The 16,768-nt window shown below is 73.1% G+C and carries 16 protein-coding genes; 3 read left to right on the forward strand and 13 right to left on the reverse strand.

The genetic code is table 11. The annotated features are described in order from the left end of the window. A partial coding sequence (locus tag ABD343_RS34945; protein WP_486387855.1) for an NsdA family TPR-like regulatory protein occupies window positions 1–566 on the reverse strand: 566 nt, incomplete at its 3' end. A 341-nt stretch (window positions 567–907) separates the two neighbouring features. On the opposite strand from ABD343_RS34945, the gene ABD343_RS34950 reads away from it, so the two are divergent. Continuing rightward, on the forward strand, window positions 908–1,612 hold the full coding sequence (locus tag ABD343_RS34950) for a bifunctional DNA primase/polymerase (protein WP_344534170.1): 705 nt from the start codon (window positions 908–910) through the stop codon (window positions 1,610–1,612). 138 nt (window positions 1,613–1,750) lie between these two features. On the opposite strand, the gene ftsY is transcribed toward ABD343_RS34950, so the two are convergent. Next, window positions 1,751–2,983: a signal recognition particle-docking protein FtsY gene (gene ftsY, locus ABD343_RS34955; RefSeq protein WP_344534171.1), complete on the reverse strand. Its 1,233-nt coding sequence runs from the start codon at window positions 2,981–2,983 to the stop codon at window positions 1,751–1,753. Between the two features lie 87 nt (window positions 2,984–3,070). Between ftsY and ABD343_RS34960 the strand changes: the two genes are divergently transcribed. After that, on the forward strand, window positions 3,071–4,066 hold the full coding sequence (locus ABD343_RS34960) for an LLM class flavin-dependent oxidoreductase (RefSeq protein ID WP_344534479.1): 996 nt from the start codon (window positions 3,071–3,073) through the stop codon (window positions 4,064–4,066). Between the two features lie 73 nt (window positions 4,067–4,139). On the opposite strand, the gene ABD343_RS34965 is transcribed toward ABD343_RS34960, so the two are convergent. The 4 genes from ABD343_RS34965 to ABD343_RS34980 all read right to left on the reverse strand — a co-directional run bounded on the left by ABD343_RS34965 (window position 4,140) and on the right by ABD343_RS34980 (window position 10,504). Beyond that, complete coding sequence (locus ABD343_RS34965; protein ID WP_344534172.1) at window positions 4,140–5,564, reverse strand: sugar porter family MFS transporter; 1,425 nt, start codon at window positions 5,562–5,564, stop codon at window positions 4,140–4,142. Window positions 5,565–5,758: 194 nt separating this feature from the next. Further along, the gene (smc, locus tag ABD343_RS34970; protein ID WP_344534173.1) at window positions 5,759–9,334 is read right to left on the reverse strand and encodes a chromosome segregation protein SMC; all 3,576 of its coding nucleotides are present in this window, start codon (window positions 9,332–9,334) and stop codon (window positions 5,759–5,761) included. A gap of 306 nt (window positions 9,335–9,640) precedes the next feature. Then, a complete protein-coding gene (locus ABD343_RS34975; RefSeq protein WP_344534174.1) occupies window positions 9,641–9,844 on the reverse strand; it encodes a hypothetical protein in 204 nt (67 codons plus the stop codon). Window positions 9,845–10,153: 309 nt separating this feature from the next. Further along, a complete protein-coding gene (locus ABD343_RS34980; RefSeq protein WP_344534175.1) occupies window positions 10,154–10,504 on the reverse strand; it encodes an acylphosphatase in 351 nt (116 codons plus the stop codon). A gap of 142 nt (window positions 10,505–10,646) precedes the next feature. Between ABD343_RS34980 and ABD343_RS34985 the strand changes: the two genes are divergently transcribed. Further along, the gene (locus ABD343_RS34985) at window positions 10,647–11,639 is read left to right on the forward strand and encodes a CAP domain-containing protein (protein ID WP_344534176.1); all 993 of its coding nucleotides are present in this window, start codon (window positions 10,647–10,649) and stop codon (window positions 11,637–11,639) included. Window positions 11,640–11,645: 6 nt separating this feature from the next. Here ABD343_RS34985 and mutM read toward each other — a convergent pair whose 3' ends face one another. The 7 genes from mutM to rsmD form a co-directional block, all read right to left on the reverse strand. Continuing rightward, a complete protein-coding gene (gene mutM / locus ABD343_RS34990; protein ID WP_344534177.1) occupies window positions 11,646–12,521 on the reverse strand; it encodes a bifunctional DNA-formamidopyrimidine glycosylase/DNA-(apurinic or apyrimidinic site) lyase in 876 nt (291 codons plus the stop codon). 118 nt (window positions 12,522–12,639) lie between these two features. Further along, entirely contained in the window at window positions 12,640–13,464 is an 825-nt protein-coding gene (gene rnc, locus ABD343_RS34995) for a ribonuclease III (RefSeq protein ID WP_344534178.1), read from the reverse strand. Window positions 13,465–13,483: 19 nt separating this feature from the next. Next, complete coding sequence (rpmF, locus tag ABD343_RS35000) at window positions 13,484–13,657, reverse strand: 50S ribosomal protein L32 (RefSeq protein ID WP_344534179.1); 174 nt, start codon at window positions 13,655–13,657, stop codon at window positions 13,484–13,486. A 2-nt stretch (window positions 13,658–13,659) separates the two neighbouring features. Further along, window positions 13,660–14,214: a YceD family protein gene (locus ABD343_RS35005; protein WP_344534180.1), complete on the reverse strand. Its 555-nt coding sequence runs from the start codon at window positions 14,212–14,214 to the stop codon at window positions 13,660–13,662. A gap of 177 nt (window positions 14,215–14,391) precedes the next feature. Continuing rightward, window positions 14,392–15,573: a cell division initiation protein gene (locus ABD343_RS35010; RefSeq protein ID WP_344534181.1), complete on the reverse strand. Its 1,182-nt coding sequence runs from the start codon at window positions 15,571–15,573 to the stop codon at window positions 14,392–14,394. Window positions 15,574–15,640: 67 nt separating this feature from the next. Beyond that, window positions 15,641–16,123, reverse strand: coding sequence for a pantetheine-phosphate adenylyltransferase (gene coaD, locus ABD343_RS35015; RefSeq protein ID WP_344534182.1), 483 nt, complete (start codon window positions 16,121–16,123; stop codon window positions 15,641–15,643). 35 nt (window positions 16,124–16,158) lie between these two features. Further along, window positions 16,159–16,767 carry a 16S rRNA (guanine(966)-N(2))-methyltransferase RsmD gene (rsmD, locus tag ABD343_RS35020; protein ID WP_344534183.1) on the reverse strand — a complete coding sequence of 203 codons (609 nt, stop codon included), beginning with the start codon at window positions 16,765–16,767 and terminating at the stop codon, window positions 16,159–16,161. Window position 16,768: the final 1 nt, after the last annotated feature.

Raw genomic sequence — 16,768 nt, forward strand, 5'->3', positions numbered from 1 at the left:
CCCGGCGCGGGCACGGTGGGCCCGCCGGGGCCACCGTGCCCGCCGCGCAGCGGGAAGCCGGGGCCGCCTGCCGGGCCGCCCGCCGCTGCCGCCGGGTCGGCGGGACCGGGGCTGGGCACGAGCCAGCGCTGCATGGGCTCGATCAGCGCGGGGCCGGCCGACATGGCGAGCGAGGTGCCGAGGAAGCCGCGCCGCCCGAGCATCAGGTCACCGCGCGTGAACTCGCTGATCATGGCGACGGTCTGGGGCCCGGCCCACGGCAGGTCCACGCCGGAGGCCGCGGGCGACTTCCGCTCGGGCCGCAGCCCGAGGTCCTCGACGGCGACGACGCAGCCGAAGCGCTCGGAGAACAGCTCGGAGAGGATCCGGGGAATCGGCTCACGGGGCTGCTCCCCGTCGAGCCAGCGGCGCACCCGCGAGGTGTCGGTGCTGATGTGGTGCGCGCCCAACTGGCGCGCGCGGCGGTTCACCTGCCGGGCCAGCTCGCCCTTCGACCAGCCGCTGCGCACGAACCACGAACCCAGCCGCTCGTTCGGGCACTTGTCGGCCTGCCCTCCCTCACCCACTGGCTAACGCCCCCATCCGCCCCTCCGCGACATCCGCCGCTCTCGCCGCCGCCGTCCGGGCTGCCGCCCGACGACGCCATGCCTCCGGCATACCCACGCCACTGAGCTTCTCTCCACTGTGTGCACCGAAAGTAATCCTACGATCACCGGTCACGCGAGGGTGATTTCAGAAACGCCACCATTCGCCACCCCTTCGAATGAACCTTTCCGCGCTCGTACGCGCTTGACTTGACACCGTGCGAGGCCCGCGCGGCGCGCTCGTCAACGCCCCAGCGTAGCCCGGCAGTCACCGCGCGCAGCGCCGTCGTAACCATCACGAGACGGGACCCGTTGGAGGGAGCATGGGCTTCACGATCGGCGCCATCGGCGGTCTCAGCGGATTCAGGGAGATCAGGGATCTCCGGCCCGGTGCGCGCAGGCGCAGTCGTGCCTCCGCGTGCACGGCCGTCGCGGAGTACACGGGCCTGTGGGGCTGGGACGTGGTGCCCGGGGCCAGGGCGGTGCGCTCCGGCGGCGACGGGCCCGAGTGCTCCTGCGGCGCGAGCGCGTGCCCCGCGCCCGGCGCCCACCCGCTCGACGCGACGCTGGAGGTCCCCGCGGGCGCCACGCTCGACGAGGCCGGCGAGGCGTGGGCGGGCGTCCCCGGCGCCGCGCTGCTGCTCCCCACGGGCCGGTCGTTCGACGTGATCGAGGTCTCCGAGGCCGCGGGCCGCTGCGCGCTGGTGCGGCTGGAGCGGATGGGGCTGCCGCTGGGCCCCGTGGCGCTGGCGCCGCACGGCCGCGTGTGGTTCTTCGTGGCGCCGGGCGCCGCCGCCGAGCTCCCCGAGCTGCTCTACCGGATGGGGTGGGACGACGCGGAGCTGGACCTGCGCGGCCTGGGCAAGGGGGGTTACGTCACGGCGCCGCCCTCCGACCTCGGCGGGCTGGGCCCGGTGCGCTGGCTGCGCCAGCCGACCCTGGAGGGCGCGGGCCGCCCGCCCCAGGCCCGGCTCCTGCTGGGCACGCTCGGCTACGTCTGCCACCGTTCGGCCTCCCTGGAGACGTGACCCCGGAGGCGTGACACCGGAGGCGTGGCCCCGCGGCGTCCGTACGTACGGGGGGCGGACGGCGCACGACGGCGCCGGGTCCCGGGTCCTGTGCGGACCCGGGCCCGGCGCCGTTCCGTTGTGGGGGGGAGCGTCCGTTCAGTCGCCGTCCACCAGTGCGTCCACGAACGCGTCGGGCTCGAACGGCGCGAGGTCGTCCGGCCCCTCGCCCAGGCCGACGAGCTTGACGGGGACGCCCAGCTCGCGCTGGACCGCGACGACGATGCCGCCCTTGGCGGTGCCGTCGAGCTTGGTCAGCACGATGCCCGTGATGTCCACGACCTCGGCGAAGACCCGGGCCTGGACGAGGCCGTTCTGGCCGGTGGTGGCGTCGAGGACGAGCAGCACCTCGTCGACGGGGCCCTGCTTCTCCACGACGCGCTTGACCTTGCCCAGCTCGTCCATGAGCCCGGTCTTGGTGTGCAGCCGTCCGGCGGTGTCGATGAGCACGACGTCCGCGTTCTCCTCGGTGCCCTCCTTCACCGCGTCGAACGCGACGGAGGCCGGGTCACCGCCCTCGGGCCCGCGGACCGTGTGGGCGCCGACGCGCTTGCCCCAGGTCTGGAGCTGGTCGGCGGCGGCGGCGCGGAAGGTGTCGGCGGCGCCCAGCACCACGGACTTGCCGTCCGCGACGAGGACGCGGGCGAGCTTGCCGGTGGTGGTGGTCTTGCCGGTGCCGTTGACGCCGACGACGAGCACGACGCCGGGGCGGTCGACGGGGCCCTTGGTCTCGGTGTGGACGGTGCGGTCCATGTCGGGGCCGACCAGGGTGAGCAGCTCCTCGCGCAGCAGGGTGCGCAGCTCCTCGGGGGTGCGGGTGCCGAGCACCTTGACGCGCTCGCGGAGCCGCTCGACCAGCTCCTGGGTGGGGCCGACGCCGACGTCGGCGGTGAGCAGGGTGTCCTCGATCTCCTCCCAGGTGTCCTCGTCCAGGTGTTCCCGGGACAGGAGGGTGAGCAGGCCCTTGCCGAGGGTGTTCTGCGAGCGCGAGAGCCGGGCGCGCAGGCGGACGAGGCGTCCGGCCGCGGGCTCGGGGGTCTCGATCTCCGGCTCGGCCGGGGCCGGGACCTCGGTGACCGGTGCTCCGGCCTCCGCTTCCGTCGTGGGCAGGCCGACGTCCTCCACGGGCCTGCCGGGTGCCTCGGGCTTGCCCTCCGCGTCCTCGCCGACGTGCGGCTCGGCCGGGGGCGCTGTCCTGGTGGCGGTGGACGCGGGCGACGGGGACTCCCCGGCGCGCGGTGCCGCCTTCTTCTTACGGCCGCTGACCACGAGACCGCTGATCGCGGCCAGCGCGACGACGGCGATGACTACAACAAGGATGACGATTTCCATAGCGCACCCAGTATCCGCCACCGTCAACCGTTCCCGGCCATTCCCTCTTCGCGCGCGCTCCGCTACGGTCCCCGCCCTGTGACCGTGATGACAAGCGTGCGCTTCAATCTCGTCCACCCCGGCCCGGGCCCCGCCGCGCCGCCCGAGCCCCCCGGGGACCGCTACCGCGCGGCGCTCGACATGGCCGCCTACGCCGACGACCAGGGCCTCACCTCGCTCGTCGTCGAGGAGCACCACGGCTCCGACGACGGCTGGCTCCCCTCCCCGCTGCCGCTCGCGGGCGCGTTCCTCGGCCGTACGAGACGGATCGCGGTGTCGGCCTGCGCGGTGCTGGCGCCGCTCTACGATCCGCTGCGGCTGGCGGAGGACCTGGCCGTGCTCGATCTCACGAGCGGCGGGCGGCTGGTGACGGTGGCCGGGATCGGCTACCGGCCCGAGGAGTACGCGGCGCTCGGCCTGGACTTCGCGCGCCGCGGGGCCCTCCAGGACGAGGCGCTGGAGACGCTGCTGGCGGCGTGGACGGGCGAGCCGTTCACGTTCCGGGGGCGCGAGGTGCGGGTGACGCCGCGCCCGTACTCGCGTCCGCATCCGCCGCTGTTCGTCGGCGGCAGCTCGCGCCCGGCCGCGCGCCGCGCCGTACGCCTGGGCCTGCCGCTGTTCCTGCCCGCGCACCTGCCGGGGCTCAAGGCGTACTACGAGGAGCGCTGCGCCGAGGCGGGCGTGGATCCGGTGTGCCTGATGCCTCCCGCGGAGATGCCCGCCGTGCATGTGACGGAGGACCCGGACCGGGCGTGGGCCGAGTACGGCGAGCACTTCCTGTACGAGGCCCGGCGGTACGCCTCGTGGCAGACGGCGGACGTGCGCTCGCTGATGGCGTCGGGCGCGGGCACGGCGGAGGAGCTGCGGCGCGAGGGCGTCTACCGCTTCCTGACGCCCGACGAGTGCCTGGAGCTGGCCGCGAAGGAGCCCGAGGCGCCGCAGGTGCTGCTGCATCCGCTGGTCGGTGGCATGCCGGTCGACGAGGGCTGGCGCTCGCTGCACCTGTACGCGGAGCGGGTGGTGCCCCGGCTGCCCTCGTCGTGAGAAGGGCGTTGCCCCGCCCCGCGGGACGCGGGACGGGGCAGCGGCCGTACGAGGAGCCGGGCGGCGGGGGTGGTTAGCCCATCTCCTCCAACGCCTTGCCCTTGGTCTCCGGCACCCACTTGAGGATGAAGGGGATCGAGAGCACGGCGAAGACCGTGTAGAGGATGTACGTGGTCGACAGGCTCCACTCCGAGAGGCTCGGGAAGCTCGCGGTGATGGCCCAGTTGGCGACCCACTGTGCGGAGGCGGCGATGCCGAGCGCGGCGGCGCGGATCTTGTTCGGGAAGATCTCGCCGAGCAGGACCCACACGACGACGCCCCAGGAGAGCGCGAAGAAGAGCGTGAAGGTGTGGGCGCCGACGAGCGCGACGGTGCCCTCCAGGTTCGGCAGCGAGACCTTGTCCCCGGAGCCGGTCTTCGCGGAGAACGCCCAGGCAACCAGGCCGAGCGAGACGGCCATGCCGACGGAGCCGATGAGCGCGAGGGGCTTACGGCCGATCCGGTCGACGAAGATCATGGCGATGACGGTGCCGACGATGTTCACGATCGAGGTCGTGAAGGAGTAGAAGAACGAGCTCTCGGGGTTGATACCGACGGACTGCCACAGCGTCGAGGAGTAGTAGAAGACGACGTTGATGCCGACGAGCTGCTGGAAGACCGAGAGGCCGATGCCGACCCAGACGATGGGCAGGAAGCCGAAGCGGCCGCCGAGCAGGTCCTTGAACGTGGACCGGTGCTCGCTGCGCATCGCGTGCTCGATCTCGCCGATCCGGCGGTCGAGGCCCTCGTGCTCGCCCTCGACGCCGGCGAGGACCGCGCGGGCCTCGCTCTCGCGCCCGGCGGATATCAGGAAGCGCGGCGACTCGGGGATCGCGAAGGAGAGCAGGAAGTAGCCCACGGCGGGGAGCACCATGATGCCGAGCATCCACTGCCAGGCCTCCAGCCCGGCGAGGGAGCCGCGCTGGTCGCCGTCGGCGAGGTTGAGGATGCCCCAGTTGACGAGCTGGGAGACGGCGATGCCCAGCACGATCGCGCCCTGCTGGAAGGAGGCGAGGCGTCCCCGGTACGCGGGCGGGGAGACCTCGGCGATGTAGGCGGGGCCGATGACGGAGGCCATGCCGATGGCGACGCCGCCCAGCACGCGCCACAGGGCGAGGTCCCACAGGGCGAAGGGCAGCGCGGAGCCGACGGCGCTGATGGTGAAGAGGACGGCGGCGATCCGCATGACGGGGATGCGGCCCAGCCGGTCGGCGACGCGTCCGGCGAGGGCGGCGCCGATGGCGCTGCCGATCAGGGCGGCGGCGATGACCTGCGCCAGCAGGGCCGAGCCGATGTCGAAGCGACCGCGGATCGCCTCCACGGCTCCGTTGATCACGGAGCTGTCGTAGCCGAAGAGGAAGCCGCCCATGGCGGCCGCCGCGGTGATGAAGACGACGCGCCCGAGCGGTGGGGTCTCCACACCGGCTCCTGACGGCGCGGTGCGCGCTGTGCTGGTCAACTCTCGCTCCTGGGGTACCGGCGGCACTGCCGGGTGGGGGTCGGGCCGCTACAACTTGAAGCTCGCAACGGCACATCAGAGCGTATGCCTTCAATTATCGAAGTCAATAGTTCAGAGCTGACCACTCTCCGCGCGTGGAACCACACGTCGAGTTCATCTTGTGAATCAGTAAAGGGTGGAGCCCGGTTTCCGCGTCAGCTCAGCCGCTGGCTGATGACCTTCGAGACGCCGTCGCCCTGCATCGAGACGCCGTAGAGCGCGTCCGCGACCTCCATCGTCCGCTTCTGGTGCGTGATGACGATGAGCTGGGAGCTGTCCTTCAGCTCCTCCATGATCCGGATCAGCCGCTGGAGGTTGGTGTCGTCGAGCGCGGCCTCGACCTCGTCCATCACGTAGAACGGGCTCGGGCGGGCCTTGAAGATCGAGACCAGCAGCGCGACCGCGGTCAGCGACCGCTCGCCGCCGGACAGCAGCGAGAGCCGCTTGACCTTCTTGCCGGGCGGCCTGGCCTCGACGTCCACGCCCGTGGCGAGCATGTCGTCGGGGTCGGTGAGCACGAGCCGCCCCTCGCCGCCCGGGAAGAGCCGCGAGAAGACGCCCTCGAACTCCCGCGCGGTGTCGTGGTACGCCTCGGTGAACACCTGCTCGACGCGCTCGTCGACCTCCTTCACGACCTGAAGCAGGTCCGCGCGCGTCTTCTTCAGGTCCTCCAGTTGCTCGCTGAGGAACTGGTGCCGCTCCTCCAGCGCCGCGAACTCCTCCAGCGCCAGCGGGTTGATCTTCCCCAGCTTCTGGTACGCCCGTTCGGCCGCCTTGAGCCGCTTCTCCTGCTCGGCCCGCACGAACGGCACCGGCTTGTTGCGCGGGTGCTCCGGGTCCTCCGGCAGCTCCTCGTCCTCCGCCGGCGGGGACGGCGGGACGAGCTGGTCGGGGCCGTAGTCGCCGATCAGCCCCGCGGGCTCGACGCCCAGCTCCTCCAGGGCCTTGGTCTCCAACTGCTCGATGCGCATCCGCTTCTCGGCGCCCAGCACCTCGCCCTTGTGCACCGAGTCGGTGAGCTTGTCCAGCTCCTCCTTCAGCTCCCGGCCCGCGCCCCGCTCGGCAGCCAGCGCCCGCTCGCGCTCGGCCTTGGCCCGCTCGGCGCGCCCGCGCTCCTCCTGGGCGCGCTCCAGGGACGCCTCGATGTGCGCGAGGAGCTGCCGCGCCCCGGAGGCGACGGCCTCGGCGACCTCCGCCTCGTACCGCATCCGGGCCCGCCGCTGCTCCGCGCGCTGCCGCGCCTCGCGTTCGGCACGCGCCGCGCGGTCCAGCGAATCGGCCCGCCCCGCGAGCGACTTGACCCGCTCCTCGTGCGTACGCACCTGGAGCCGGGCCTCCATCTCCGTCTGGCGCGCGTTGGCCCCGTCGGCCGAGAGCCGGTCGCGTACGGAGGTGTCGGGCTCCACCTCGTCCTCGGCGGACTCCTCGGCCACGGCCAGCCGTTCGGCCAGCTCCTCGGCCTCCTCGGTCGCCCGTACGAGGGCCTCCTCCGCCTTGGTGACGGCCGCGGCCGAGCGCTCGGCCTCGCCGCGCGCCGCACGCGCCTGCCCGCCGAGGGTGCCGAGCCGGCCCGCGACCTTCGACCTCTCGCGCTCGGCCGCGCTGCGCCGCTGCGCCAGCTCCTCCAGGGCCGCCGCGCACGCCTTGCGGTGCTCCTTCGCGCGCTCCTGGACCGCGGCCAGCTCCTCGCACCGCACCTCCAGCTCGGCCAGCTCGGCGGCGGCCTCGTCGACCGCCGCCTGGGCCTCCAGCAGGCTCGGCGCCCCCGCGGAACCGCCCTGCGCGAAGTGCGCGCCGAGGGTGTCGCCCTCCGCGGTCACGGCGGTCAGCCCGGGGCGCGCCCTGATCAGGTCCTCCGCGTCCTGGAGCGTGTCCACCACCACGACGTCCCGCAGCAGCGTGCCGAGCGCGGGCCACAGCGCCTCGGGCCCCGTCACCAGGTCCACGGCCCGGTGCGCGCCGCCCTCGACGGGCGGCGCGGGCGTACGCGACGGGGCAACGTCCGCCGTCTCCGCCGCGCCCAGCAGCAGCGCGGCCCGGCCCGCGTCGTCCTTGCGGAGCAGCCGGAGCGCCTCGGCCGCCGTGCCGGGGTCGGCGACGGCCACCGCGTCGGCGGCGGCACCGAGCGCCGCCGCCACGGGCACCTCGTACCCCGGGGTGACGGTGAGGAGTTCGGCGGCCGGGCCCAGCAGCCCGGAGAGACGATCCTTCGCGCCCAGCAGCGCACCCGTGCCGTCCTTGCGGCGCAGCCCGAGGGCGAGCGCGTCGTGCCGCGCGGAGGTCGCCGCGCGCTCGCGCTCGGCGGAGGTCGCCTCCTCGCGGGCCGCGCTCAGCGCGGCCTCGGCGCCGGCCAGCGCTTCCTTCGCGGCCTCGTGCTGCCGCGCCAGCTCGTCCTCGCCCTCGCCGGTGCCGTCGACCTCGGTCCGGAGTGCCTCGTACTCCCCCTGCGCCTCGGCCGCGCGCTCCAGCGCCTCGTCACGCGCCGCCGCGAGCCGGTCGATCTCGGACTGCGCCGAGGAGGCCCTGCTGCGGGCCGTGCCGACCTTGCCGCGCAGCCGTTCGAGGCCCTCGCGCCGGTCGGCGAGGGCCCGCGCCTCGTCCCTTATCCGGCGCTCCTCCTCGGCGAGCCGCCGCTCCAGCTCGGCGCGGTGCGCGACCGTCTCGTCCAGCGCGGTGGTGGCGGCCTCCAGCGCGGCCTCCAGCTCCGCCTCCTGCTCGCGGATCCGGGCGGCCTCGCGCTCCATGTCCTCCGGCTCGCGCCCCCGGCGCTCCTCGGCGGGCGCCGCGCCGGCGTGCTGGACGCGCTGGTCGGCCAGGCCGATGGTGCCGCGGACGCGCTCGGCGAGCTGCGACAGCTCGTACCAGGTCTGCTGGGCGCGCTCCAGCCGCGGCGTGAGCGTCCTGACCTGCTGTTCGAGGTCGGCCTCGCGGCGCAGGGCCTCCTTCAGCTCGGCCTCGGCGGCCTCCTTGCGCTGCTTGAGCGCGGCCTCGTCGGCGACCTCCGTGCGCAGCGCGTCGCGCAGCGACACCAGGTCGTCGGCGAGGAGCCGCAGCCGCGCGTCGCGCAGGTCGGCCTGGATGACCTGGGCCTTACGGGCGACGGCCGCCTGCCGCCCCAGGGGCTTGAGCTGGCGGCGCAGTTCGTCGGTGAGGTCCTGGACGCGGGCGAGGTTGGCCTGCATCGCGTCCAGCTTCCGCAGCGCCTTCTCCTTGCGCTTGCGGTGCTTGAGGACGCCCGCGGCCTCCTCGATGAACGCACGCCGCCCCGTCGGGTCGGCGTGCAGGACGCCGTCGAGCTGGCCCTGCCCGACGATGACGTGCATCTCGCGGCCGATGCCGGAGTCGGACAGCAGTTCCTGGATGTCGAGGAGGCGGCAGGTGTCCCCGTTGATCTGGTACTCGCTGCCGCCGTTGCGGAACATGATCCGCGTGATGGTGACTTCCGCGTACTCGATGGGGAGCGCGCCGTCGGCGTTGTCGATCGTGAGCGAGACCTCGGCACGGCCCAGCGGCGGCCGCCCGGTGGTCCCGGCGAAGATCACGTCCTCCATCTTGCCGCCGCGCAGCGACTTGGCGCCCTGCTCGCCCATGACCCAGGAGAGCGCGTCCACGACGTTGGACTTGCCGGAGCCGTTCGGGCCGACGACGCAGGTGATGCCGGGCTCGAAGCGCAGCGTCGTGGCGGAGGCGAAGGATTTGAATCCCCGCAGTGTCAGGCTCTTGAGGTGCACGCGTCCGGACTCTACTGAGGATGCCCCGGCGATGTCGCGCCGACTGTCCCGCCGGGCCCGCATTTCCGGGCGCTCGCGGGGCGCCCGCTGCACCCGCCCGCCCCTCGGGGGCACTCAACGTGCCACACGTGCGCGGGGGTTGCCCCGGGCGGCGGGAAGCGGAGGGGTTTCACCCGGAGAACCGGGGGGCACATCAGACGGTAAGCGAAACCGGGGCGACCGGGGAGGAACGACGAAGGGACGCCGAAGCGTCCCTTACAGATTTCTCTTGCGGCAGCTTCGCGCCACCCCACCCCGTGACGGGGGTCAGGTGAGCGCGGGCTCCGCTGTGGGTACATCGATGCCTTCGAGCACCGAGTCGTGCCGTGCGGCGGCGGACAGAGCGTCGTTCTCGGCCTGGATCCGGATGATTTCGGATTCCAGGTCCTGGACACGCTGCTGAAGCCGTCGCATCTCGGCGAGAACTCGGGGGTCGGAGCCGCCGACGTAACCGAGAAGCGCCTTTGCCATGATGGATGGTCCTCCACACTGAGTGACCGACCGAAGCGGTGGTGGGTCGAGGGGGAATCGCACCCGCAGTGTCTGCTCTGGACTTTTGCTCAAGGATCTCTGGATCAAACAGCTCAGGTGCGCGGGGATTCCAGAGTCTCACCAAAAGGTTTGACGGTCAACACGATCACACCCCGCATCCCGGGCTCGCCGGGACTCGACGGCGTCCGACGCCGGAGTCCGCTGCCCGCCGGGGGTGATGAAGATCCACCGTGGCTCACTTGTGGCCGCAGCTTTGCACGGCGGATGGCGATTGGCAACCGTTTTGGATCACCGGATCGCGAACCCTCGGTAACCGCCTCGCGGGGTGTCCCAGATCTCGGTCACACCCTCGACCCTGCCAGGCGTGTCGCCGCCGGACAGCCACTCCAGGAGCTGCTCGCAGTGGCCCCTGCGCCCCTCCGCCACCACCTGGACCCGCCCGTCACCGAGGTTCAGCGCGAATCCGACGAGCCCTCCGATACGGAGCGCGGCGGCGCGCGTGAACCAGCGGAACCCGACGCCCTGGACCTCGCCGCGCACCCACGCCGTCAGCCGCGCGTCGTCGTCGGGGCCCCCGTCCGGGGAGGTGCCGGGGGCCGGATCCGGGGTCTCGTCGCTTCGCTGAGTGCTCGCGGTCATGGGGTGCACGCTATCCGGACAATTCTGCGGGGAGCACATCCGCCCCGGCCGTGATGCCGTACATTGCGCGTCAACCCGCTTCACACATACGGGTGAAGACGCGGTGACCGCAGTGACCACCGAGCATTGTGAGGCTGCTGAGATGGGCCGCCATCGACGTACGACTTCGGCTCCCGCCCCCTCCCCCGCTCACGCCGAGCCCGCTCCCACGGAGGTCGGCCCCCGGCACCGGGGCGAGCACCGCAAGCGGGGCGCGGCGCCCGTACGGACGGGACTGCTCGGAGCCTCGGCGGCGATGGCGATGGGCGCGGTGGCCGTGGCCTCAGGCCTCATCCCCGGCCCCGGCGGGCTCGGCGGCCCGCGCGGCGACCGGGTCCAGGCCGACGGGCCCACCGAGGTCGAGTCGCCCGCCCTCCCCTCGGCCCCGGCCTCCGACCGCGCCTCGGACGAGTCCGCGAGCCGCGGGGACCACCGGGACGACGGGCCCACGCGCCTCCCCTCCCAGCGCCACGAGCGGCCCGACCGCTCCACGGCCCCGGCCGAGCCCTCCGCGACCCCCTCCCGGGGCGGCGGGGGCGGCGAGAGCGGCGGGGCGGAGAAGCCGCGCGAGACCGGCAGCCCCTCCGACTCGGCCCCCGACCGCACCGGGCGCCCCGACCGCCCGTCCGGCGAGAAGAGCGAGCGCCCCGGCTCCGGAAGCGGCGGGAGCGGCGAGGGCAACGGCGGCGGCGCGACGGCCTCCACCACCCCGGACCCGGAGACGGCCGCCGAGCGCGAGGTGCTCGCCCTCGTCAACCAGGAGCGGGCCAAGGCCGGCTGCCGCCCCGTCAAGGCCGACCCGGAACTCGCGGGGCTGGCCGGGGACTTCAGCGAGGACATGGCACGCCGGGGCTTCTTCGACCACAACACGCCCGACGGCAAGAGCCCCTGGGACCGCGCGGAGAGCCGGGGCATCAGCGGCCTGGGCGGCGAGAACATAGCCCGCGGCCAGGCCAACGCGCAGTCCGTCATGGACTCCTGGATGCAGAGCCCCGGCCACAAGGCCAACATCCTCAACTGCGACTACCGCACCCTGGGCGTCGGCGCGCACTTCGCCGAGGGCGGCCCCTGGTGGACCCAGGACTTCGGGTTCTGACCAGGACTAGCGCGTCGCCGGGACCGGCCTGGGCGCGCGCTGGCAGCGTGGGCAGTAGAAACTGGAGCGGTTCATCCACGCCCGGCGGCGCATCGGGGTGCCGCACCGGCGGCAGGGCTCGTCCTCGCGCCCGTAGGCGTCGAGGGAGCGCTCGAAGTAGCCGGACTCGCCGTTGACGTTCACATAGAGGCTGTCGAAGCTGGTGCCGCCCGCCGCGAGCGCCGCGTTCATCACGTCCCGCACATGGGAGACCAGCTCGGCGGTCTGCTTGCGGGTGAGGGTGGCGGTGGGCCGCTCGTAGTGCAGCCGGGAGCGCCACAGGGCCTCGTCCGCGTAGATGTTCCCGACGCCGCTGATCAGCGACTGGTCGAGGAGCGCCCGCTTCACCGTCGTACGGCGGCGGCGCAGGGCCGCGTGGAACGCCGCCTCGTCGAACGCGGGGTCGAGCGGGTCGGGGGCGATGTGCGCGATGACGTCCGGCAGCCCCTCGGCGTCGTCCTCGCCGGGGTGCAGCGAGAGGCCGCCGAAGGTCCGCTGGTCGACGAAGCGCAGCTCGCCGCCCTCCGCGTCCTCGAAGACGATCCGGATCCGCAGATGCTTCTCGTCGGGGGTGCCCGGGGGCTGGATGAGGAGCTGGCCGCTCATCCCGAGGTGCGCCAGGACGGAGAAGCCGTCCTCGCCGAAGGGCAGCCACAGATACTTGCCGCGCCGCCGGGCCGGGCCGATGCGCCGCCCCGCCAGCCGCGCCGCGAAGTCCGCGGGCCCCGCCGTGTGCCGCCGGACGGCCCTCGGGTGCAGCACCTCGGCCGCCGCGACGGTCCGCCCGCTGGCCCACCGCTCCAGCCCTCGCCGTACGACCTCGACCTCGGGCAGCTCGGGCATGGGCGGGCTCCTCCGGAGGGCCGTGGCAGGCGGGGACGGGACGACGCGGGGCGGTACGGCGGTACAGCCATACGGCCTTACGGACGGTGCGGCGAGCGGTGGCGGTCCGTGGCGGCCGTCAGCGCGGGGCGGGCGACTCCGCCGAGGGCTCGCCCCCGGTCCCGGAGGCGGCCTCCTCGCGTGCGGCCTCGCTCCGTGCGGAGATCTCGCGCCAGGCGGCCTCCGCCGCCTGCTGCTCGGCCTCCTTCTTGCTGCGTCCTGTGCCGGTGCCGTACGCGACACCACCGACGCGGGCAGCAGCCGTGAAGGTCTTCTCGTGGTCCGGGCCCGTCTCCGTGACCAGGTACTCCGGGACGCCCAGCGACTCGGAGGCGGTCAGCTCCTGGAGGCTGGTCTTCCAGTCGAGACCGGCGCCGAGGTTCGAGGAGCGCTCGATGAGCGGGTCGAAGAGGCGGTGCACCAGCTCCGAGGCCGCGTCGAGGCCCTGGTCGAGGTAGACCGCGCCGATGACGGCCTCCAGCGTGTCCGCGAGGATCGAGGCCTTGTCGCGTCCTCCGGTGCCCTCCTCGCCTCTGCCGAGGCGGATGAAGGCGCCGAGGTCGAGACCGCGGGCGACGCCCGCGAGCGCCCGGGAGTTGACCACCGCGGCGCGCAGCTTCGCGAGCTGGCCCTCGGGGAGGTCCGGGTGCATCCGGTAGAGCGTGTCCGTGACGACGAGGCCGAGGACGGAGTCGCCGAGGAATTCGAGACGTTCGTTGGTGGGCAGCCCGCCGTTCTCGTACGCGTACGAGCGGTGCGTCAGCGCACGCACCAGAAGGGCGGACTCAAGGTGATACCCGAGCCGCCCTTCCAGGAGCGTGTGGGACGAGGCCGCATCCACCAGGTCCGGATTCTCGCCGCCGCGTTTGCGGGAGGGAGTCTCTGGAGTGCTGGCGTCTGACATGAAGCCTGTCACCCGCCGATCAGACCTCGAGGACCTGACGCTTGTTGTAGGTGCCGCAGCTCGGGCACGCGATGTGCTGCTGCTTCGGCTCGTGGCAGCGCTCGCACTTCACCAGGGTCGGGACCGCAGCCTTCCACTGCGACCGGCGGTGGCGCGTGTTGCTGCGCGACATCTTCCGCTTCGGAACAGCCACGGCTACTTCTCCTGTGAGTCATCCCCGCCGGAGCGGGGCACGTCCTTCTCGCCGTCCTCGATGGTCTCGGCGAGTCCCTGCAGTGCCGCCCAACGGATGTCGACGGCTTCTTCGTGCTTGTGGTCGGGATCGTCCGCCAGCCGTGCCCCGCACTCGGGGCACAGACCGGGGCAGTCCTCCCGGCACACCGGCTGCAGCGGCAGTGCGAGCACCACCGCGTCCCGCAGCACGGGTTCGAGGTCGAAAAGATCTCCCTCTAGGAAGAGCGTGTCCTCCTCCTCGGCGTCGTCGCCGGCATCCGCCGCGGGGCGGCTCCGGTCGTCGGCGTCGGGGTAGGAGAACATCTCCTGGAAGTCCGCCTCGACATGCTGCCGCAGCGGCTCCAGACACCTTACGCACTCCCCCTCCAGCGGCGCACGGGCGGTGCCTGTGACAAGCACCCCTTCCATGACCGATTCGAGGCGGAGGTCCAGCTCGATCGTCGCCCCGTCCGGAACCCCGATGACCTCGATACCGAGGTTCCCCGGGGACTCCACCTCGCGGGAGAGCCGCTTCATCGCACCAGGACGCCGCCCCAGCTCACGCGTGTCGAACACGAGAGGGGCGCGGTGGTCGAGGGGGGCGTTCAGAGCTTCCTGCTTTCTACGGGTGGGGCTCGGTCACGTACGTACTCGCGACCGAAGAGACAGGATACTGGAAGCCCCCGCCATGACCCAATCCGGGCCCGGACCGCCTCAGCGGCCCTGGTCGTGCCGCCGTTCGAACTCCCTGACCTGGTCGAGATCGATCATGCTCGTGTCGAAGAGGCTGGTCTCGTCGAGCTGCGGGGCCTGCGCGGGCTGCTGCTGGGCCTGGGGCTGGTGCTGCTGGCCGTAGTACGGCTGCTGCTGGTGCTGCTGGTAGTACGCCGCGTCCGGCTGCTGCTGCGCGTAGTAGCCGCCGTGCTGCTGATAGGCGTACGGGTCGGCCGCCGCCGCGGGCTGCTGCGCGTAGTACGGGTCGGCCATGGGCTGCTGCTGCGGGGGCGGCGGCGGGGCCTGGGGCTGCGGGGGCACGGGCGCGTGCGGCTGCTGGGGGTGCTGGGGCTGCTGCGTCCCCTGTGGCGCGTACGAGGGCTGGTGCTGCTGGTGCTGGTGCTGCGGCTGCTGCTGCGGCTGGGGGGCCTGGGGCGGGGCCGGGGCCGCGCCCGGGTCGGCCAGGTCCGCGAGGAAGTCCGCGTCGCTGGTGTGGCCCGCGTACGGGTCCGCGCCGTCCTGGGCCGCCATGTGGGCCGCCAGCTCGTCCGAGGGCTCGTGGCCGCGCAGCTTCTGGCGGCCCCGGCCGACGGCTTCCAGCGTCTTGGCGAGGACCGCCGAGACGGAGCCGAGCCGGGCCTCGACGTACGCGTCGGCGCGCTGCTGGAGCTCGCGGGGGTCGGCGGTGCGCTCGGGGGCGTCCTGGGCGTACTCCTCGTGCCAGTGCTCCGCGCCCGGGCCGCTGCCGAGCAGCTTCTCGCGGCCGCGGTCGACCGAGCCGATGGTCTTGCTGAGCACGACCTCGAAGTTGGCGAGCTTGCTGTCGACGTAGTCGTCGGCCTGCTCGCGGATCTCGGCGGCTTCCTGGCGGGCCTCGGCGAGGATGCGGTCGGCCTCGTCCTGGGCCCGGCGCGCCACCTCGGTGCCGGAGACGAGCGAGCCGCGCTCCGCCTGCGCGGAGTCGATGATGCGCTGGGCCTCCTGGCGGGCCTCGGCCACGACCATGTCGCGGTCGCCGAGGACCTCGCGGGCCTGGGCGAGCGAGCCGGGCAGGGCGCCGCGCACCTCGTCGAGCATGGCGAGCAGTTCGGCCCGGTTCACCACACAGGAGGCGGACATCGGCATCGAGCGCGCACCGTCGACGGCCGCCACGATCTCGTCGAGTTTCTGCTGTACGTCCACGGGGGTGACTGTACGGCCCGTGGGCGCGGGCCCGTGAGCGGAACCCGGAAGGCGCGGGCGGCCGTTGCTACTCGGGCTTGGTCAGCCGCTCGGCCAGGGCCGCGTGCACGGCCTCGGGGACGAGGTGGGAGACGTCGCCGCCCCAGGTGGCGACCTCCTTGACGAGGCTGGAGGAGAGGAAGCTGTAGGTGGGGTTGGTCGGGACGAAGAGCGTCTCGACGCCGGAGAGCCCGTTGTTCATCTGGGCCATCTGCAGCTCGTAGTCGAAGTCGCTGACGGCGCGCAGCCCCTTGACGATCGCGGGGATCTCGCGCTCCTTGCAGAAGTCGACGAGGAGGCCGTGGAAGGCCTCGACCTGGACGTTGCCGAAGCTCTCGGTGACCTCGCGGATGAGGTCGATGCGCTCCTCGACCGAGAAGAGCCCGCGCTTGGACTTGTTGATCATCACGGCGACGTAGACGACGTCGTACAGCTTGGACGCGCGGGCGATGATGTCGAGGTGTCCGTTCGTGATCGGATCGAAGGACCCGGGACAGACTGCACGGCGCACTGGCGTTTCCTCGCTCTCCAGAGTCGTCACGATCGTCATGACGGACGGGGATACGGATGGGGATCTTGTCGTTCGGCGGCGCGACCGTACCAAAGCGTTCCCTCGCCGTAGCGACGGGACCTCAGCCCCTCGAAACCCTCCGGCCAGCGGAAATCACCGCCCCTGGTCCTGCGCTCCACGGTGGCGAGGGCGTCATCGGTGAGCCAGCCCCGCGCGCGGAGTGTGAGCAGGATCTCCCGCAGAGCATCGTCCTCGACGGCATAGGGCGGGTCGAGGAACACCAGACCATACGGCTCGGCGGGGGGTTCGCCCGCGACGATCTGCTCGGCCCTTCCCGCGCGGACCTCGGCGCCGGGGAGTCCGAGCGCGCGGACGTTCTCCCTGAGCGTGCGGACGGCGCGCGGCTCGGCGTCGGCGAGCAGGACGTGCGCCGCGCCGCGCGAGAGGGCCTCCAGGCCGACGGCGCCCGAGCCCGCGTACAGGTCCATCACCCGCAGCCCCCGCCAGCCGTGCGCCCCGCCGAGCTGGGACTCCCAACTGGAGAACAGCCCCTCGCGGGCGCGGTCGGAGGTGGGGCGGGTGCCGTTGCCCGGCGGGACGGCGAGGCGTCGCCCGCCTGCGGCTCCGGCGATCACGCGGGTCATG

The organism is Streptomyces albiaxialis (assembly GCF_039530985.1).
GTDB lineage: Bacteria > Actinomycetota > Actinomycetes > Streptomycetales > Streptomycetaceae > Streptomyces > Streptomyces albiaxialis.